20 protein-coding genes and 2 pseudogenes are annotated in these 18325 nt (G+C 39.5%); 14 read left to right on the plus strand and 8 right to left on the minus strand.

From position 1 onward, the window contains the following. The first annotated feature begins 6 nt into the window (after positions 1 to 6). Both CMT41_RS00810 and hemB read left to right on the plus strand, forming a co-directional pair. Complete coding sequence (locus CMT41_RS00810) at positions 7 to 888, plus strand: GGDEF domain-containing protein (protein ID WP_232299991.1); 882 nt, start codon at positions 7 to 9, stop codon at positions 886 to 888. Between the two features lie 15 nt (positions 889 to 903). Continuing rightward, positions 904 to 1950 (plus strand): porphobilinogen synthase, encoded by a 1047-nt coding sequence (gene hemB / locus CMT41_RS00815; RefSeq protein WP_057179271.1) that lies wholly within the window; start codon positions 904 to 906, stop codon positions 1948 to 1950. A 126-nt stretch (positions 1951 to 2076) separates the two neighbouring features. Here hemB and CMT41_RS00820 read toward each other — a convergent pair whose 3' ends face one another. Further along, the gene (locus CMT41_RS00820; RefSeq protein ID WP_058026086.1) at positions 2077 to 2733 is read right to left on the minus strand and encodes a glutathione S-transferase family protein; all 657 of its coding nucleotides are present in this window, start codon (positions 2731 to 2733) and stop codon (positions 2077 to 2079) included. A 129-nt stretch (positions 2734 to 2862) separates the two neighbouring features. On the opposite strand from CMT41_RS00820, the gene CMT41_RS00825 reads away from it, so the two are divergent. After that, entirely contained in the window at positions 2863 to 3432 is a 570-nt protein-coding gene (locus CMT41_RS00825; RefSeq protein WP_058026087.1) for a TetR/AcrR family transcriptional regulator, read from the plus strand. Between the two features lie 25 nt (positions 3433 to 3457). After that, positions 3458 to 3715 (plus strand): hypothetical protein, encoded by a 258-nt coding sequence (locus tag CMT41_RS00830; RefSeq protein ID WP_232299992.1) that lies wholly within the window; start codon positions 3458 to 3460, stop codon positions 3713 to 3715. Between the two features lie 35 nt (positions 3716 to 3750). On the opposite strand, the gene CMT41_RS00835 is transcribed toward CMT41_RS00830, so the two are convergent. Both CMT41_RS00835 and rhlB read right to left on the minus strand, forming a co-directional pair. After that, positions 3751 to 4731 (minus strand): Ppx/GppA phosphatase family protein, encoded by a 981-nt coding sequence (locus CMT41_RS00835; protein ID WP_058026089.1) that lies wholly within the window; start codon positions 4729 to 4731, stop codon positions 3751 to 3753. Positions 4732 to 4754: 23 nt separating this feature from the next. Further along, on the minus strand, positions 4755 to 6056 hold the full coding sequence (rhlB, locus tag CMT41_RS00840) for an ATP-dependent RNA helicase RhlB (protein WP_057179276.1): 1302 nt from the start codon (positions 6054 to 6056) through the stop codon (positions 4755 to 4757). 186 nt (positions 6057 to 6242) lie between these two features. Here rhlB and trxA point away from each other — a divergent pair, with 186 nt between their 5' ends. The 4 genes from trxA (at position 6243) to fre (ending at position 10484) form a co-directional block, all read left to right on the plus strand. After that, entirely contained in the window at positions 6243 to 6569 is a 327-nt protein-coding gene (gene trxA, locus CMT41_RS00845) for a thioredoxin TrxA (RefSeq protein WP_057179277.1), read from the plus strand. Between the two features lie 244 nt (positions 6570 to 6813). Then, a complete protein-coding gene (gene rho / locus CMT41_RS00850) occupies positions 6814 to 8073 on the plus strand; it encodes a transcription termination factor Rho (protein ID WP_057179278.1) in 1260 nt (419 codons plus the stop codon). A gap of 90 nt (positions 8074 to 8163) precedes the next feature. Next, on the plus strand, positions 8164 to 9645 hold the full coding sequence (ubiD, locus tag CMT41_RS00855; protein ID WP_057179279.1) for a 4-hydroxy-3-polyprenylbenzoate decarboxylase: 1482 nt from the start codon (positions 8164 to 8166) through the stop codon (positions 9643 to 9645). Between the two features lie 119 nt (positions 9646 to 9764). Continuing rightward, a complete protein-coding gene (gene fre, locus CMT41_RS00860) occupies positions 9765 to 10484 on the plus strand; it encodes an NAD(P)H-flavin reductase (RefSeq protein WP_058026090.1) in 720 nt (239 codons plus the stop codon). A gap of 115 nt (positions 10485 to 10599) precedes the next feature. Here the strand turns inward: fre and CMT41_RS00865 are convergent, their stop codons facing one another. Beyond that, a complete protein-coding gene (locus CMT41_RS00865) occupies positions 10600 to 11250 on the minus strand; it encodes a response regulator transcription factor (RefSeq protein WP_083494180.1) in 651 nt (216 codons plus the stop codon). Positions 11251 to 11725: 475 nt separating this feature from the next. Further along, on the minus strand, positions 11726 to 12022 hold the full coding sequence (locus CMT41_RS00870) for an extracellular solute-binding protein (RefSeq protein ID WP_058026092.1): 297 nt from the start codon (positions 12020 to 12022) through the stop codon (positions 11726 to 11728). Positions 12023 to 12043: 21 nt separating this feature from the next. Between CMT41_RS00870 and CMT41_RS19300 the strand changes: the two genes are divergently transcribed. The 4 genes and pseudogenes from CMT41_RS19300 (at position 12044) to CMT41_RS19840 (ending at position 13391) form a co-directional block, all read left to right on the plus strand. Continuing rightward, the gene (locus tag CMT41_RS19300; RefSeq protein WP_198149772.1) at positions 12044 to 12292 is read left to right on the plus strand and encodes a hypothetical protein; all 249 of its coding nucleotides are present in this window, start codon (positions 12044 to 12046) and stop codon (positions 12290 to 12292) included. 12 nt (positions 12293 to 12304) lie between these two features. Further along, a pseudogene (locus CMT41_RS19835) lies at positions 12305 to 12529 on the plus strand (EAL domain-containing protein); the annotation flags it as partial. Next, a pseudogene (locus tag CMT41_RS19655) lies at positions 12525 to 13022 on the plus strand (EAL domain-containing protein); the annotation flags it as partial. The pseudogenes CMT41_RS19835 and CMT41_RS19655, both read left to right, overlap by 5 nt. Before the next feature lie 150 nt (positions 13023 to 13172). Next, positions 13173 to 13391 carry a diguanylate cyclase gene (locus CMT41_RS19840; protein ID WP_442855075.1) on the plus strand — a complete coding sequence of 73 codons (219 nt, stop codon included), beginning with the start codon at positions 13173 to 13175 and terminating at the stop codon, positions 13389 to 13391. A gap of 161 nt (positions 13392 to 13552) precedes the next feature. Here the strand turns inward: CMT41_RS19840 and CMT41_RS00885 are convergent, their stop codons facing one another. The 3 genes from CMT41_RS00885 to coaBC form a co-directional block, all read right to left on the minus strand. Beyond that, on the minus strand, positions 13553 to 15016 hold the full coding sequence (locus CMT41_RS00885) for an aminoacyl-histidine dipeptidase (RefSeq protein WP_058026095.1): 1464 nt from the start codon (positions 15014 to 15016) through the stop codon (positions 13553 to 13555). Positions 15017 to 15112: 96 nt separating this feature from the next. Continuing rightward, positions 15113 to 15709 (minus strand): nucleoid occlusion factor SlmA, encoded by a 597-nt coding sequence (gene slmA / locus CMT41_RS00890; RefSeq protein WP_057179285.1) that lies wholly within the window; start codon positions 15707 to 15709, stop codon positions 15113 to 15115. A gap of 70 nt (positions 15710 to 15779) precedes the next feature. Beyond that, on the minus strand, positions 15780 to 16991 hold the full coding sequence (gene coaBC, locus CMT41_RS00895; RefSeq protein ID WP_058026096.1) for a bifunctional phosphopantothenoylcysteine decarboxylase/phosphopantothenate--cysteine ligase CoaBC: 1212 nt from the start codon (positions 16989 to 16991) through the stop codon (positions 15780 to 15782). A 134-nt stretch (positions 16992 to 17125) separates the two neighbouring features. Between coaBC and radC the strand changes: the two genes are divergently transcribed. Beyond that, positions 17126 to 17878, plus strand: coding sequence for a RadC family protein (gene radC, locus CMT41_RS00900; RefSeq protein ID WP_082606376.1), 753 nt, complete (start codon positions 17126 to 17128; stop codon positions 17876 to 17878). A gap of 86 nt (positions 17879 to 17964) precedes the next feature. Continuing rightward, positions 17965 to 18276 (plus strand): PilZ domain-containing protein, encoded by a 312-nt coding sequence (locus CMT41_RS00905; protein WP_057179287.1) that lies wholly within the window; start codon positions 17965 to 17967, stop codon positions 18274 to 18276. The last annotated feature ends 49 nt before the right edge of the window (positions 18277 to 18325 follow it).

Here is an 18325-nt window from a genome sequence, read left to right on the forward strand (position 1 = left end):
TTCAAAATGAAGCCAGTCGTTATCGCTAAAATTACAGGTTATGCAGCTTTATTGATCTTGTATACTCCTGTGGCTATGGCGGTTACCGCAGAGAGTAGCGAACCGCTATATTTTACTATGGGGTTTTTTTTTGGCAGCGTCATAACCGCCATCATTACTTGTTATTTAAGTCGGCATTTTCACAAAAAATATAAAAAAATGTTATTGCAGCTTAAGTTAGCAAAAAACAATAACAAAATAGCCGAGCAAACCATGAAAAGCTTGACTGAAGAGCAACAAGACAGTCAAGATTTATTAGAAGAAAGGGTACAAGAGCGTACGCTAGAGCTTAATATAGCCTTACAAGAATTAGAAAGTGCTAACCAAGAGCTTGAACGAAAAAATGTCCTAGATGAACTTACCGGCTTACATAACCGACGATTTTACGATCAAAAAATATTAGCCGAGTATCGCCGTAGTCGCCGTAATCTTACCCCCTTAAGTTTAGTGTTAATTGATATTGATCACTTTAAATTAGTGAATGATAATTATGGTCATTTAGCCGGAGATCAGTGTCTTATTTGGCTATCGAAACATATTAAGCAAAGCTTGAAGCGTAGCGCTGATAAAGCATTTCGTTATGGTGGTGAGGAATTTTGTCTCATTCTCCCTAATACCGATGTAGAAGGTGCACTACTCTTGGCTGAACAATTACGCTTGTTGTTAAATGAACAAGTTTTCATTTTCCAAGAAATCGAGATAGCGCTAACGATTAGTTGTGGTATTTGTACTTACCAGCAAGAAGTGGATATTGGCCCCGAACAAATTTTCTCTGGCGCTGATAAAGCGCTATACCAAGCAAAGAATAATGGTCGCAATCAAACGCAACAATATATTTTAACAGAATAATTTTTAGGAATGTTTATGTCTCTCAATGGTAGTTTGGCTTTTGGCCAATATCCTGCTCGTCGACTGCGCCGTATGCGTGTCGATGATCATACCCGTCGTTTAATGGCAGAATCTCAGTTAACGGTTAATGATCTTATTTACCCAGTTTTTGTACTTGAAGGGGAGAATCAGCGAGAGGCTATTGCTTCTATGCCGGGGGTCGAGCGTAAAAGTCTTGATCTCTTATTAGTAGAAGCACAAGAGTTGGTTGATTTAGGCATACCGGCCATTGCAATTTTCCCGGTAACGCCCAATGATAAAAAATCACTCATGGCTGAAGAAGCATATAACCCGGAAGGCTTGGCGCAACGTACAGTGCGTGCCCTTAAAGCTAATTTTCCACAACTCGCCGTTATCACTGATGTTGCGCTTGACCCTTTTACCACTCATGGACAGGACGGTATTATAAGTGATAGTGATGACAATAAAGCCGGTAAAACTGGCTATGTTTTAAATGATATCACCACAGATATTTTAACAAAACAGGCGCTATCACATGCCCAAGCCGGGGCAGATATTGTCGCACCATCAGATATGATGGATGGCCGTGTCGGCGCGATCAGGCAAGTATTAGAAGAAAATGGTTTTGTTAATACCAAAATTTTAGCTTATTCAGCAAAGTATGCCTCTAATTACTATGGCCCATTTCGTGATGCGGTCGGCTCAGCAGGCAACATTAAAGGTGGCAATAAACATAGTTATCAAATGGATCCTGCTAATAGTAATGAGGCTATGCATGAAGTTGCCCAAGACTTGGCCGAGGGTGCTGATATGGTAATGATAAAACCGGGTATGCCTTATTTAGACATAGTCCGTCGCGTTAAAGACACCTTTCAGGTACCTACTTATGCCTATCAAGTCAGTGGTGAATATGCCATGCATATGGCCGCTATTCAAAATGGCTGGTTAGAGGAGAAACCTTGTGTGATGGAAGGTTTGCTCGCTTTTAAACGAGCGGGAGCCGATGGGATTTTAACCTATTTTGCCAAGAAAGCTGCCCGCTGGTTAAAAGAAGACGCTTAAGCTTTACATTAAAACTTAACTTAAAATTTAATATAAAACTTAACTTAAAACTTAATATAAATGCGCGATTTATTCGCGCTTTTCTTTGGCTAGCATTTGATTAAACGGGATTTATTTACGCTATTATTATAATTTTTTTGCAATTAATACTTTTTGACAAGACGGTCTGGTCATTAAGTCAGCTAAATATTGCTCTATTTTCGGATAATCCGCTATCAGGTTAAAACCTGTCGGTAGGCAAGAGATATAATGCAACATGGGTGCTAATAAGGCATCAGCAATGGTGAACTCTGCAGCAGCGAGAGCTGTCTCTTCGCCTAACATCTTTTCAATGATAGCTAAAGTAGCTGCCGCTTTAGGTTGCAGCTCTTTAACTAGGTCAAATCGTACGCTGTTGTTTTCTCCTTTTGGAAAGGCAAACTCCAGCAGATATTCGCGTATCAGTACCCTATCAATATCTATAGATATTAGCGCACACAGAGCATCGTGTCGGGCAAAAGCAAAACTATCATCGGGCTGCAACGTCTTGTCTTTATCAAGATATCGACAAATACTGGTTGTTTCTGGCAGAACTAAGCCACCTTGAAGCGGGTTACCTGCAAGTAATACCGGTATTTTACCAAAAGGGTGCCAAATGTGGTGCTGTTCGCCTTTAAAGGTTATTTTTTTGCCATCCACCTCAATGCCAACGGTATATGCAAGCTGATTTTCTTCACACACTAGCATCACCGTACGAACGAAATTAGAAAAACTTGGCCCGTAGATGTGTATTGCTGCTGTCATTTTATTATCCTTTATGTAAAATCTTCACTGTATAGACAATAATCTACTCATAATGAAAATATGTTCAAGAACATATTTTAAAAATATGAAATACTATCTTTAAAATATGCAAGCAAGTGGAGCTTAGCCATGGCATGGCAAGAAACTCATAAAGAACAGTCCAAAGAGAGAATTTTAACCAGTGCAGCTATGCTCTTTACCCATCATAGTTTTGAACAGATATCCATTGATCAAGTGATGAAAAAAGCAGAGTTAACCCGAGGTGCTTTTTATAGTCACTTTAAATCAAAGAGTGATTTATACGCCCAAGCAATCAGTAAAGCGGCCACTGTCGCTTACCAGCGTAAGCCTGAAAATTGTCCGCAGACCATGAAAAATTTTGCTCAATATTATTTAAGTACCGAGCATAGAGATGATCAAAATGAACAGGCATGCCCGTTAGCCTTTTTGCTATCAGATATAAGCCAACAAGATGAGCAAGTAAAAGAGACTTACACCAAGACCCTACAAGCCTTTATCGGCCAAGCTCAAGCCTTAACTCCAAGCCGAGAACAAGCGCTACAAAGCGTGGTGCTGATGATTGGTGGCTTGGCTTTATCTAGAGCATTAGCTGATAAAGACTTAAGTAATGAACTCTTAGCTGCTTGCCAAGTAGGGATTAGATCGCTAACAAGTAATGAGGAAAATGATGTCGGCTGAATTCAGTATAATATTAGTAAACGCAGTGATTATACTGATTGCTTATGTCTCTGTGTACCCGAAATTGGCCGGTAAAAACCTTAATAAAGTAGCGCTATTTGATTGCGTGGCTTCTTGCTTAGCCTTGGTTATTGTGGCAAGTAAATACTGGGGCACAAGTGTTGAGTTTAATTTTTTAATGGTTGAGCTAAACTGGTTTTGGTTTACCCTACTAAGTTATAGCGTTATTGAAATACCGGTAGCCTTGTGGTATTTCAAAGCTTCATTTACTAAAGGCAGTTAAAGCTAAATATGGCTACCGGCAAGATGAAAAGTTGTTTAGATAATTTTAGCATCGGGGACTAATTCAAAAAGTAAGCCCTCACGAAGTGCGCCGCTGGATAGAGTTAATGTTTCAATATGCAGACACTCGAATAGGGCAATTAAAATAGCTAGGCCACTGGCTAATACCGCTTTACGATCAGCTCTCAGCCCCGGAATATTGATATTATCTATGGTCTGGCAACTTATTAGAGTTTGTTGCATTTCATTAAGAAAGGTTAAGGTGATTATAGGTGTTTGCTGACGTTGCTTAAGTATCTCTATCAAGGCTTGCATGGTGCCTGATCTGCCTACAGCAGACTGCCAACCAAGTTGTATAAAGTCTTTACTCACTGCGGTAATAACATTTGCCGCCGCGGCAATACCATGAGTAAAATTCTGCTGGTTAAGTATGCCAGCAGTAAAGTATTTTCTCATAAAGCTAACGCAGCCAATATTTAAACTCACTACTTTTTTTGCCGTACAGCCAGCGCCGACGATAATTTCAGTACTAGCACCGCCAATATCAAGGACTAATTTCTTAGCATGTGCTTGTTGGTTAATGGTGGTACAAGTGTGAGCAACCCCAGCATATATTGTTTTAGCTTCTTGCTCTCCGCTCAGTAATTTAATGTCTTTAGGCAATATTTTCTTAGCGGCATCAAAAAACAGCTGATTATTTTCGGCAATACGTAATGCTGCTGTTGCGACAATAATAATATTGTTTACTGGAATACTTTGTAGGTATAAGGAGAAGTTTTTAAGACAATCAAGGCCACGTGAAATGGCATCATCGCTGAGCAGGTTATTACTATCTAATCCTGAGGCTAAGCGAACTTTTTGCTTAACTTTATTGACGATTTTTATTGATTTACCCCTTGGTTCGGTAACCAAGCAGGTAATAAGTAGGTGGAAACTATTAGAGCCTAAATCAACCACAGCGTAATGGTTATCATCATACTGTGGTATTACCTGATTTTGGCTCACTAAGTTAGTCAATGTGCATTTATATCTAGGGGAAGTTAGCTGCGGGTGCTGCGATTAGTATTACCACTGCGGTTTCCTGGTCTAGTATTAGCGCGTCCGCCTTGTCTATTACCACCTGTTCTTGAGGTATTAGTTCTATGACGGCGTTGACGAGGTTTAGGTCTAGGTAAGTCAGTCAGTAAGGCCTCATGATCATACTTAGATACTGGTAGCTCATGTTCAATATAGCTTTCAATTTCAGGTAAATTAAAGACATATTGCTCACAGGCTAAACTGATGGCATGACCGCTTTCGCCCGCACGACCAGTACGACCGATGCGATGGACATAGTCTTCGCAATCATCAGGTAGGTCATAGTTGAAAACATGCGTTACGCTGGGGATATGTAAACCTCGGGCAGCAACATCAGTTGCCACGAGAATATCTATGGTACCTTCAGTAAATTGCTCTAATATTTTCAAACGCTTTTTCTGTGGCACATCACCGGTTAATAAACCAACACGTATTTTATCGGCACTCAGATGGTCATAAACTTTTTCACAAACATGTTTGGTATTTGCAAAAATAATGGCTTTTTCAGGCCAATCTTCTTCAATCAATGTTTGTAACAAAGCCATCTTATCCTCGTTAGAGGGATAGAAAAGCTCTTCACTGATGCGAATGTTGGTTTTTTGCTCAGGGGCAATTTCAACACTGGTTGGATCATTCATATGATCGAAGGCTAATTCTTTAACACGGAATGATAAGGTTGCCGAAAACAGCATGCTTAAACGTTCAGTAGCAGCAGGCATTTTATCAAACATATAACGAATATCTTTAATAAAGCCTAAATCAAACATTCTATCGGCTTCATCAAGTACGATGACTTCGATGTTGCTAAGGTTGTAAATGCCTTGTTTCAAGTAATCTATTAAGCGACCACAAGTACCAATAAGAATATCAACACCTTGTTCAAGTTCTAAACGTTGACTTTCATAACCTTCACCCCCATATACCACACCAAGTCGTAGGCCAGTGCTTTTTGCCATTTCTTTAGCATCACGGTGAATTTGTATCGCTAATTCACGTGTTGGCGCCATTATCAAGGCTCTAGGTTGGTTATGTGTTGGCGCTTCTTTTTGTAGCAGATGATGAAAAGTAGCGGCTAGAAAGGCAAGGGTTTTACCTTCACCAGTTTGTGCTTGGCCAGCTATATCAGTGCCTTTTAGTAAAACGGGTAAAGACATCGCCTGAATAGGCGTACAATATTCGAAGCCCATGGCTTCTAATCCGGTCACTACTTGCGGAGCAAGATTTAGGTCAGCGAATTTTGTTTCAGTTAAGTGTGTTTTTTTCATGGCGCAAGCTTAACATTTTTGATTGCTAAATAGTGGCTTAAAAATTAATTAATTAGATTTTAGGGCATTACTAGTTAATTTATCCCAATGAAACATAAAACAGTATTGGCAAAGTAGTGAATCACGGTATAATTACCTCAGATTAATTACCACAAAGGCGTTTTCGCCATAACAACGGAGAATATGATGAGCGATAAAATTGTTCAGCTAACTGATGATAGTTTTGAAGCAGATGTATTAAAAGCATCGGGTTTAGTATTAGTTGATTTTTGGGCTGAATGGTGTGGTCCATGTAAAATGATTGCCCCAGTACTTGATGATATTGCCAAAGAATACGATGGCAAAGTGACTGTTGGTAAATTGAACATAGACCAGAACTCAGTGACACCACCTAAATATGGTGTCCGTGGTATTCCAACCTTATTACTGTTTAAAGACGGTGAAGTCGCTGACACTAAAGTGGGCGCATTATCAAAAACTCAATTAAAAGAATTTTTAGATAAAAATTTGTAATTTTAAAAGTTAAAAAGCCTGACAACTACTAGCTAAGTAGCAGGCTTTTTGTTTTTAACAGAAAAATGTTCACTTACATCTTCATTCAGCCTTTACCTAATCAGATTTTAGTGCTAAATTTAGCCCCTGAGTACAAAATTACATCTCTTTATCTCTATTCTTATTGTAACAAATACATTTAATATACACTTGTGCCGGCAATCGCCTAAGACACTATCACTTAAAATAGTTTAAGAAACCCCCTATGAACCTTACCGAACTAAAAGAAAAAACCATTAATGAATTGGTTGAGCTTGCTGAGTCAATGAAGCTTGAAAACCTAGCTAGAACACGCAAGCAAGACATAATTTTTGCTATTTTAAAAGCACATGCTGAAGGTGATAATGACATTTTTGGCGGCGGTGTTTTAGAGATTTTACAAGATGGTTTTGGCTTTTTACGCTCAGCAGACTCGTCATACTTAGCAGGGCCGGATGATATTTATGTATCACCAAGCCAAATTCGCCGTTTTAGTATGCGAACAGGTGATACCATCCAAGGTAAAATTCGTTCGCCGAAAAAAGGCGAACGTTACTTTGCCTTATTAAAAGTAACTGAAATTAACTTTGATCGCCCTGAAAATGCACGTAATAAAATTTTATTTGAAAACTTAACACCGATTCACCCAACACATCGTTTTGGCATGGAGCGTGGTAATGGTTCTACAGAAGATATTACTGCACGTATTATTGATCTGGCCTCACCCATTGGTAAAGGCCAGCGTGGTTTAATTGTTGCACCGCCAAAAGCCGGTAAAACCTTATTATTGCAAAATATCGCCCAAAGCATTGCTCATAATTATCCGGATGCCGAGCTAATGGTATTATTAATTGATGAGCGTCCAGAAGAAGTAACTGAAATGCAGCGCTTGGTGAAAGGTGAAGTTATTGCTTCTACCTTTGATGAACCAGCAAGTCGTCACGTACAAGTGGCAGAAATGGTCATTGAGAAAGCCAAACGTTTAGTTGAACATAAAAAAGATGTGATCATTTTATTAGATTCAATTACCCGTTTAGCCCGTGCCTACAACACAGTTATTCCTTCGTCAGGTAAAATTCTATCTGGTGGTATTGATGCCAATGCACTACATCGTCCAAAACGTTTCTTTGGTGCAGCACGTAATATCGAAGAGGGTGGTAGCTTAACTATTATTGCTACCGCGCTAGTCGAGACAGGTTCTAAAATGGATGAAGTTATCTACGAAGAATTTAAAGGTACAGGTAATATGGAATTACACCTGTCACGTAAAATTTCTGAAAAACGTGTTTTCCCGGCGATTAATATTAATCGTAGTGGTACACGTCGTGAAGAACTCATTACTAGACCCGATGAATTACAAAAAATGTGGATTTTGAGAAAAATAGTCCACGAAATGGATGAAGTAGGTGCGATTGAATTCCTAATCGGCAAACTAGCCATGACCAAAACCAATGATGAGTTTTTTGATTCAATGAAGCGTAAATAATCGCAGCATTAATTACTCAGCCATAATTTATGAAAACCAGTCCTAATGACTGGTTTTTTTATTTTACCTTACCTCTTACTGGTAACTTAGATGAAATATAGTGATTTAAGAGACTTTATCAGTCAACTTGAAAAAATAGGCCAACTTAAGCGTATTACTCAGCCTATATCAACTCATTTAGCAATGACTGAAATCAGTGATAGAACGCTAAAAGCAGAAGGGCCAGCGTTACTTTTTGAAAATGCGGTTAATGAAAAGGGTGAACCCTATGCTATGCCTGTGCTTACCAACCTTTTTGGTACCACAGACAGAGTTGCCTTAGCCATGGGGCAAAAAAGCTTTGGTGATTTGCGCGATGTTGGTAAGTTACTGGCTATGTTAAAAGAGCCTGAGCCTCCCAAAGGTTTTCGTGATGCGTTAGGCAAAATACCTGTGTATAAACAAGTATTGAATATGCCAGTAAAGGTCATCAAAAAGCCATTATGCCAACAAATAGTGTTATCGGGTGATGACGTTGATTTAACTAAACTACCGATACAAACTTGTTGGCCTGATGATGTCGCGCCATTAATTACCTGGGGGCTTACTATTACTAGAGGGCCTCACAAAGAGCGCCAAAATCTCGGTATTTACCGCCAGCAAGTACTCAGTAAAAACAAAGTCATCATGCGTTGGTTATCACATCGTGGCGGCGCCCTTGATTTTCAAGAATTCAAAAAAGAAAATCCAGGTGAGAGATACCCAGTATCTGTTGCTTTAGGTGCTGATCCTGCCACCATTTTAGGTGCGGTAACGCCAGTACCCGATACGCTATCTGAATATGCTTTTGCCGGTTTATTACGTGGCGCTAGAACACAAGTTGCTAAATCCATCAGTAATGATTTAGAAGTGCCAGCTAGCGCTGAAATCATTTTGGAGGGCTATTTAGATCCCGATGAAACGGCACCAGAAGGTCCTTATGGTGATCATACTGGTTATTATAATGAAGTAGATGTCTTCCCTGTATTTACCGTTACTCATATTACCATGCGCAAAGATGCTATTTATCACAGTACCTATACCGGTCGTCCGCCAGATGAACCTGCGATTCTAGGTGTTGCTCTTAATGAAGTATTCGTGCCTATTTTGCAAAAGCAATTCCCTGAAATTCAGGACTTTTATTTACCGCCAGAAGGTTGCTCTTATCGCCTTGCTATTGTCACTATTAAAAAGCAATATGCCGGTCACGCTAAGGTAGTAATGATGGGGGTTTGGTCATTCTTACGGCAGTTTATGTACACCAAGTTTGTCATAGTCTGTGATGATGATATTAATGCCAGAGATTGGAAAGACGTTATCTGGGCGATGACCACTCGGATGGATCCTAGTCGTGATACTGTTTTGATAGAAAATACGCCCATTGATTACCTTGATTTTGCCTCACCTGTTTCAGGGTTAGGCTCTAAAATGGGCCTAGATGCCACGAACAAATGGCCAGGTGAAACAGATCGTGAATGGGGTAAACCCATTGAAATGACACAGAAAATAAAAGACCAAGTTGATGAGATTTGGGATGAATTAGATATTATTTAACTATTATATAAAGTTTGCTGACTATACTTAAATACAGTCGAAATTTTATCTTATTACCTCTTGGTAAAGACTATTAATTTGCCAAGAGAAATTACTAATAAAGTAGAAAAGGTTAAAGAATGAAGACAGTTAGTTGTCAAATAGCGTCGTTAACATCGTTAACTTCACACGTCTATAAAGTACTTTTAAAGCCCAGTGAAAAAGTAGATTTTATCCCGGGGCAGTATTTAAACTTTGTTATGAGTGAGGATGATAAACGTCCATTTTCAATAGCCAGTTCACCTAATAGTGATTTACTTGAATTACAAATAGGCGCTTTTGTTGCGGATAGTTACCCTATGCAAGTGATTGAACGTATTAAAGCGAGTCATGCTAGTGGTGAAGCGATAACCATTGAAATAGCTGCAGGTCATGCGCAATTACGTACGATGAGTGAACGACCATTATTATTACTTGCTGGTGGTACTGGTTTCTCTTATATTAAATCAATGTTTGAGTATTTGGCCGAACAAAAGTCACAGCGTCATATTATGGTCTATTGGGGGCTAAGGGAAGAAAGCGCCATTTATGAACTAGAAAAAACTATTGCCACTATTGCTAAACTGCCGCACGCTAACTTTATTCCAGTCATCGAGCATGTGCAGGAAAATGCGGCCAAGCCATGGCAAGGTAAAACGGGCTTAGTACATCAAGCCGCTATGCATGATATTGTCAGTTTTGAACCTTATGATATTTATTTGGCTGGTCGTTTCGACATGGTTGGTGCTATTCGTAGTGACTTCGTTGAACATGGTGCTCTGTTAGAGCATATGTATGCCGATGCTTTTGCTTTTATCTAACAAGCTGATGAAATACACTAAGCTAACAGATGAAAAAGCACGTTAATGAGCGATCATTGACGTGCTTTTTTGTTGCAGTCATCAATAGAAAAACAACCTATCACCATACATTTTATTAAAATGTAGCCTCAGATAAATTTAACTGAGCAATGGTAATAACTGCTTGTGTACGGTTGCGAACATCGAGTTTTCTGAAAATTGCTGTAGCATGGGCCTTAATTGTCGCTTCTGAAACATTTAAATCGTAAGCGATTTGTTTATTTAACATGCCTTGGGCAAACATCATTAATATACGGTATTGTTGTTGAGTTAAACTGGCAACGCGCTCTGCAACATTACTTTTACTGTTGCTACCTTGGCTTTGTTCAAAAGAAGCGGGTAACCAGATATTACCTGACAATACCGCAACAATAGCCGCATATATATCATTAACTGGGGTCGATTTGGGTACAAAGCCAGCCGCACCATATTCCATGGCTTTACTGATGGTGTCATGATCCTCATGAGCGGAGACGATAACTACAGGAATTTGGGGGAAGTGATTACGCACATGGATTAGGGTATTAAAGCCATGCGCACCCGGTATATTTAAATCCAGTAATAACAAGTCGCTATCATTATGAGCAGTAAGCTGCTGATTTAGTTCTTCAATCGTTTCTGCTTCAAGCCATGTTGTATAAGTTAGTTTGGCTTTTAATGTCCCTAATAAAGCTTGTCTAAATAAGGGATGATCGTCAGCTATTATTATTTTTTCTGGCTGAATCATAACAAGTATCCTAAATAGTGATTTACCCATTCTAACGGAAAAATTTTTAATAACAAAGCTTAGTTATGAATAGCCATTAGCAGTGTTATTGAGAACGCTATTTTTGCTGAGCAGTTTTAATGAAAAGGAGGTTATCTGCAGTTATCGACTACTGTGCTATGTTCAAATAATTTCTACCACTCAGTCACTTTACTTAACCAGCCATTGTCGGGCGTCTGAGAAAATCACGTTCATCGTTGCTTAGTTCAGGACGTTGCATGGATACAGTTTAATAGAGAATGCAGACGGTACAGCAAGTACCTTATATGGATAATGCCGGAGCAATTATGCTGAGCATATTCTCCTGAACAAGCATTAATGAAATACACGCCTTGATTATGAATCGCTCAGACGTCCTGAAACAAGCATCTTGAAGTCGCTTGGGTAAAAAACTGAGACTTACCAATTACTTTGTGCAATGATTTCGGCCGCCCGCTTATGATATAAAGGCAAACCAATAATTTTCTGGATCACGTAAATTTTCAGGTACATTAGCGCGTAATATTGCGGAGTCGATTGGTTTGATCAGCTTTAGTTGTTTAGCTTTGTCGAGTCTCGCTGCACCTACGGTTAGCAATACATCGGCAAAACTATCATCACCGTCCTGAATAAGTCGCTGCATTAATTTATCGGCTTTACCGCTGACAACATTTACTCTAATGCCTGTTTGTTCGGTAAATTCTTTAATTAACGGTGCAATTAATTCAACGTGGCGAAAAGAATAAACATTCACTATACGCTCATGGGTGTTGCTGTGAGGAGTAAGATAAAGCTCAGTGCTAATGAGTTGATTACAAATGCCGATATCGCCATGTTTGAAGCTAAACGTTTGGGTCGAGGTCGGGTTATATTTTATCAAGCCGATATGCATCAAATTTTAGTGCACAAACAAGATATTGAAGATGAGTTGGCCGATGCTATTAGTAATCAGCAATTAAGTTTGTACTTGCAACCGATACATGAAAACAAAGTGCTAAAAGGTTTTGAAGCATTAAGCCGTTAGCAACATCCTAACAAGGGCATAATTTTCCCTGATGAATTTATTGCGGTTGCAGAAGAAACCGGTCTTATTCATATGCTAGGTAAGTGGCTTATTGAGTCAACTTGTGCACAACTAGCACTATGGCTAGCGAGATATGGCGAACAAAATTGTCCATACATTAGTATCAATGTTTCACCAATTCAGTTGGCACAAGATGAAGTGGTCGATCAAATAGCTAAAAGCCTTATGGCAATATAATGTTCCTAGTAAATTATTAGCGGTAGAACTGACGGAGTCGGCGCTTATTGATAATAAAGCTATCGTTAAAAACAACTTAGCCCGTTTGCAAAAACTTGATGTCAAAATATTTTTAGATGACTTTGGTACCGGCTTTTCATCTTTGTCTTTATTACGCGACTTCCCCATTGATGTTTTGAAAATAGACCGCAGTTTTATTTCTGACATTGCCTTTAATGAAACACATCAAGACTCAAAAAAATTAGTTAAGGCAATGATTAACATGGCCAAAGCGCTGAATATGCAAGTGGTTGCTGAAAGCGTAGAAGACTTAAAGACGTTAAACTGGCTTAATGATGCTGGTTGTCACTTAATGCAGGGCTACTACTTCTCCAAGCCAATTGCACGAGAAAACTTAGATGATTACTTAACCAAACAAATGAAACTCAGTGCTATAATTACAACCGACAAAGAGCAGCAATACCAATTTTTAGCACTCTTGGCGGAAGCTTAATTTTGGCGGATATGGTTAGTTAATTAAAAATATCTGTGTGAGCTACTAAAAATTAATTGCCGCCAAAAGCCAACTATAGCGGTTAACGATAACCGACGCCTTAACCCGCCGCTTTAATCGACGTCACTTTGATGAATACTGCCACAGCGAATTAGTAGTGCCAATAGAGGCCATGAATTATTAGCACTGGTAATCATCGGTATTGATCATTTTAAAAGCTATAACGATGCTTTTAGCCATTCTGCCGGTTATGTTGTCCTTGTTGCACTAGCAAATTTATTAAAAATACAAATGAAGCGGGGTAACGATGCAGTTTTCCGCTGGGGTGGCGAGGAATTCACCCTGCTATATCAAGGGAAAAGCGAATAGAAAGCATTAATATTAAGCGACGATATTCGGGTCGCAGTGGCGTGTTTGAATGAACATGGTGCCATTGAACAAAAAATGATGGTATCTGCAGGGGGGATTGTTAATTCCGCCATGATAAACTGATAGCCTTAAGCTATCAGTTTATCAATATTGTCTTGCTGTTATTTTTTTGGAATATTAGCTAATACCGCGACTAATAATTGCCAATATAGCGCTACTGTGGCAATTTCAATTTTTTCGTCTGGTGAGTGAGGAAACTTAATTGTTGGTCCAATAGAGACCATATCCCAATGTGGATACGCGGTTTTAAATAAGCCACACTCTAAACCAGCATGAATTACCATAACCGCAGGTACTTTATTAAATATATCTTGGTAAGTATCACGTACCGTCTGCATGATGGCAGAATCGGTATTAGGCTGCCAACCAGGGTATGCGCCGGAGAATACAATGTTCGCACCAGCCAGTTCAAAAACAGATTGTACCGTGCGTTGAGTTTCTAAGCTGCCATCGTCATGCAAGCTACGAATTAATACCATGGCACTGAAGTTTTTCCCTCTGGTGCGTATTACCCCTAAGTTTAGTGAGGTCTCTACAATACCTTCAATATCATCACTCATCCGCATGACACCATTTGGACAAGCATTCAGCGCTCGTAAAATGGCGGCTTGTGTTGCTTTTGTCCAACACTGCTCAAAATCTTCTGGTGAAATTAATAACATATCTATATCAGTTTCAATGGCACCAAGATTTGTTCTAATAGTTGCTAAGTAGTTGGCTAGAGCTGCCTTTAAGGCGTCAACTTTATCGTTAGCAATAACAAAACTGGCATTCGCTTCCCGAGGAATAGCATTACGTAAGCTACCACCATTTAATTCAGTTAGGCTAATATCAAACTCATTAGAGGCATTTAATAGAAAACGCACTAATAACTTGTTAGCGTTGGCACGGCCAGTGTGAATATCAACACCAGAATGGCCGCCTTTTAAACCAGAAATAGATAAGTTAAAAGCTTGGTAATCGTGTGCAACATCGGTAAAAGCTAATGGAAAAGTGGCATTACCATCAATGCCACCAGCACAACCCATGTAAACTTCGCCTTCTTGCTCCGAATCAGTGTTGATTAAAATATCACCGTCAAGCCAACCCGCTTCTAAGCCAAATGCCCCGGTCATGCCCGCTTCTTCATCAATGGTTACCAGAACTTCTAATGGCCCATGAGGAATATCATCACTGGCTAAAATAGCTAAGGCTGAAGCCAAACCAACACCATTGTCAGCACCTAAGGTTGTGCCTTCAGCCGTTACCCAATCACCAGACTCGATAATATATGGCTTAATGGGGTCGGTTAAAAAATCATGGTCTGTGTCATTGTTTTTTTGTGGCACCATATCCATATGTGCTTGTAAGATAATACCTTTGCGATCTTCCATACCTTTGGTTGCTGGCTTTTTAATAAATAAGTTACCCACGGCATCTTCTTTAATGGCTAAACCAAGCTCTTTTGCCCAGCTTTGTATCCATAAAGATATCTCTTGTTCATGTTTTGACGGATGTGGAATACTGCAAATTTTTTCAAATAATTGCCACAAGCGGGCAGGTTTTAATTGAGATAGAGCACTCATAGGTTTCCTTGGGAATATTAAGATTATTTACTGTAAAGAGCCGGTACAGGCGATGTTAGCCTGCCTACAGCTGAGATGAAGACAGTATTATTACTATTATTTGTCGGCCATTAAAAATTGCCATTGTTCATTAAAGTCAGCGCTTGGTTTTTTACTATAACCTGAGCGGACAAATCGGCTCATTTTACCTTCAGCGAAAGCAACAAGTAAGCTAGCTAAAGCGGCTTCACTAATAGTAAATGTTTTACCTTCACGTAGTTTGCGTTCACGTAAAACTTGTTTGAATTGCGATTCTAATTTTTCAAAAAATTGATGAACTCTACTACGTAAGCGTTCATTTTCACCCATTAAGGCATCACCCGCTAGAATTCGGCACATGCCAGGATTACGCTCAGAAAAAATTAATAAAACATGCATGATATGATGGCATCTTACTAAGGCTTCTTTATGATCCGCTAGGATTAAATTGATACGAGAAAAAATAGATTCCTCAATAAAATCGATTAAACCTTCAAACATGCGCGCTTTTGACGGGAAGTGCCGGTATAAAGCCGCTTCTGAAAATCCGACTTCAGCGGCTAACTTTGCCGTAGTGATACGCTGCCCAGGACAGTTTTCTAACATTAACGCTAAGGATTCTAATATTTGGTGTTTACGGTTTGGCTTTTTGCTTTTACTTTGTGTGGCGACCATAGTTAAATATTCTCTATTGTTATGTCCGTTAAGCTTGAGGACCTAGCCCGATGTTAAAGTCATTAAGCTATTATGGCTTAGTACTTTTTGCTAGATAATGCTGATTGATTAAGGACACGAGTTTTGTAGCTATAACTTGTTTATTTGCCAAAGGAATTTCTATTTCATCAAACGCACTATAAAGGGTTAAGGCGTTATCATCACTGTTAAAACCTTGTCCAGCTTTAGCGACATCATTGGCCGCGATTAAATCTAAATTTTTACGCTTTAATTTACCACGTGCATAGTGTGCTATATTTTGCGTTTCAGCAGCAAAACCAACGATAAACGGTTTATTGGCTAACTTTGCCACATCAGCAACAATATCTTGGTTTTTGACCAAGGAAAGTTGCATATGCTCATTGTCTTTCTTGATTTTTTCCTTGGCAATATCTGCAACGCGATAATCAGCAACCGCAGCACAAGCGATAAAAGTAGTGCCTTGAGGCGCGTAAGTTAGCGCTTGTTGGTACATTTGTTCGGCGCTAGTGACTTCAATAAGCTCACAGCCTCTGGGCGCGGATATATTTACCGGGCCAGAAATTAAGGTTACTTTAGCGCCCGCACGCAACGCAGCATGAGCAATGGCATAGCCCATTTTACCCGAACTATAGTTAGAAATATAACGTACTGGGTCTATCGCTTCACGTGTTGGTCCGGCAGTAATAACCCAATGTTGGTCTTGCAAGTATTTGTCGGCAAAAAAATCACTACTCAGGGTAACCAATTCATCAACCTCTAGCATACGACCTAAGCCGATATCACCACAAGCCTGTTCACCAGCACCGGGCCCCCAAATATGCAGTCCCCATTTTTTTAAGGTATTGATATTTGCTTGCGTTGCTTTGGCATGCCACATTTGCTGATTCATTGCTGGGGCAATGGCGATTGGTGCGCTGGTAGCTAAACATAAAGTAGCTAATAAATCATTGGCCATACCTGCGGCTATCCGCGCAATAATATCGGCAGTCGCCGGAGCTATGACAATCAAATCAGCCCATTTAGCCAGTTCAATATGTCCCATGGCAAGCTCAGCCTGACTATCGAGTAAGCTATCTGAAACATGATTCCCAGAGACTACTTGCAGCGTTAAGGGGGTAATAAAGGCTTTGGCACCGTCGGTCATAACTACGCGTACATCTGCGCCATGATCTTTAAGTCGACGGACTAATTCTGGTGTCTTGTAGGCTGCGATACCGCCAGTAATACCCAGCACTATTTTTTTGTCCTGAAGAGTTTGCATAACCTGCTAATCTTAAAGTTAACAATAATATCGATAAGATAACATTTATTGGCATTATTTAGAAATAACTGTTGCTAAATAATGACAGTAACTAACCGATAAAAGTAGATAAAATGTAAAGCAAGGATGCAATTATGTTAAAAGGATCAGTGTTGAAGGCATCGTCATTAAATGAAGCACCGTTAAAGTACAGTGTGTTAAAAGATTGGCCGGAACTGGAAAGGCCAAGAGAAAAGCTGCTCCACTTGGGCCCATCGAGTTTAAGTGATGCTGAGTTGTTGGCGATATTTTTACGTACTGGGGTAAAAGGCTGTCATGTGGTCGATCTGGCTCGGCAGTTATTACTTAGTTTTGGTAGTCTAGGTGCTGTTTTTTCTGCCAGTCAGGAAGACTTTTGCGCTAGGCATGGACTTGGTATGGCCAAATACGTGCAATTGCAAGCTTGTTTAGAAATGTCTAAACGTTATTTAGCTGAAAAAATGAGAGAAAGTGACTATTCTTTAACCTCTTCACAAGCAACTCGGGACTATTTATTAAGTGAGTTACGCTTTGAAAACCGTGAAATATTTGCGGTGTTATTTTTAGACAATCAACATCAAGTGTTAGCTTTTGAACGGCTCTTTTTTGGCACACTTGATGCGGCCGCCGTGTATCCTAGAGTTGTGGTGGAGCAAGCCTTAAAACACCATGCCGCCGCAGTGATTTTAACACATAACCACCCTTCTGGTATTGCTGAAGCCAGTCTTGCCGATAAACAAATAACCAATAAATTAATTCAGGCGCTACAGTTAATTGATGTGCGTGTCTTGGACCATATTATTGTTGCGGGCAATCAATGTTACTCGTTTGCAGAACACAATGACATTCCCTCGTTTAAAGGAAAATAGCGGATAATTTGCTAAAAACTGGAAAGACAATTACTTTTAATTAGGAACCCCTAGTTAAAATTTACTAAGTAAAGAAGGATCATCTGATGACTGATAGTAATGGCGAGGGAAAAGAACGTCGAAAATCATTTCGTTTAGATATGGAAAAAGAGTTGGTGGATATTGTTTGGACCGATGAAAATGGTAAAGAGCATAATAAAAAAATTGCTTGTTTAGACTTTGCCCGTGGCGGATTGAAATTAGATTGTGACGAAAGTTTACCCGCTAATACCGCAGTAACCGTGGTCTTTAAATCGACCAATGCCAGTAATAAAAAGCTGTATAGCAAAGTGCTGCGCAGTATTAAACAAGAGAATGGTTGGTTTGAAATTACCCTAGTGCTGGATAAAGATGCTTAGCCATATCGGCTTATTGAGTGAAAGCAATATGGTGAAATTGAACTACAAT

The organism is Colwellia sp. MT41, assembly GCF_001444365.1.
GTDB classification, from domain to species: Bacteria; Pseudomonadota; Gammaproteobacteria; order Enterobacterales; family Alteromonadaceae; genus Colwellia; species Colwellia marinimaniae.

Excerpts from the sequence above, each read along its gene's own strand:
- CMT41_RS00810 (WP_232299991.1), top strand. The coding sequence starts at position 7 with ATGAAGCCAGTCGTTATCGCTAAAATTACAGGTTATGCAGCTTTATTG.
- hemB (WP_057179271.1), top strand. The coding sequence starts at position 904 with ATGTCTCTCAATGGTAGTTTGGCTTTTGGCCAATATCCTGCTCGTCGA.
- CMT41_RS00820 (WP_058026086.1), bottom strand. The coding sequence starts at position 2,733 with ATGACAGCAGCAATACACATCTACGGGCCAAGTTTTTCTAATTTCGTT.
- CMT41_RS00825 (WP_058026087.1), top strand. The coding sequence starts at position 2,863 with ATGGCATGGCAAGAAACTCATAAAGAACAGTCCAAAGAGAGAATTTTA.
- rhlB (WP_057179276.1), bottom strand. The coding sequence starts at position 6,056 with ATGAAAAAAACACACTTAACTGAAACAAAATTCGCTGACCTAAATCTT.
- trxA (WP_057179277.1), top strand. The coding sequence starts at position 6,243 with ATGAGCGATAAAATTGTTCAGCTAACTGATGATAGTTTTGAAGCAGAT.
- rho (WP_057179278.1), top strand. The coding sequence starts at position 6,814 with ATGAACCTTACCGAACTAAAAGAAAAAACCATTAATGAATTGGTTGAG.
- ubiD (WP_057179279.1), top strand. The coding sequence starts at position 8,164 with ATGAAATATAGTGATTTAAGAGACTTTATCAGTCAACTTGAAAAAATA.
- fre (WP_058026090.1), top strand. The coding sequence starts at position 9,765 with ATGAAGACAGTTAGTTGTCAAATAGCGTCGTTAACATCGTTAACTTCA.
- CMT41_RS00865 (WP_083494180.1), bottom strand. The coding sequence starts at position 11,250 with ATGATTCAGCCAGAAAAAATAATAATAGCTGACGATCATCCCTTATTT.
- CMT41_RS00885 (WP_058026095.1), bottom strand. The coding sequence starts at position 15,016 with ATGAGTGCTCTATCTCAATTAAAACCTGCCCGCTTGTGGCAATTATTT.
- slmA (WP_057179285.1), bottom strand. The coding sequence starts at position 15,709 with ATGGTCGCCACACAAAGTAAAAGCAAAAAGCCAAACCGTAAACACCAA.
- coaBC (WP_058026096.1), bottom strand. The coding sequence starts at position 16,991 with ATGCAAACTCTTCAGGACAAAAAAATAGTGCTGGGTATTACTGGCGGT.
- radC (WP_082606376.1), top strand. The coding sequence starts at position 17,126 with ATGTTAAAAGGATCAGTGTTGAAGGCATCGTCATTAAATGAAGCACCG.
- CMT41_RS00905 (WP_057179287.1), top strand. The coding sequence starts at position 17,965 with ATGACTGATAGTAATGGCGAGGGAAAAGAACGTCGAAAATCATTTCGT.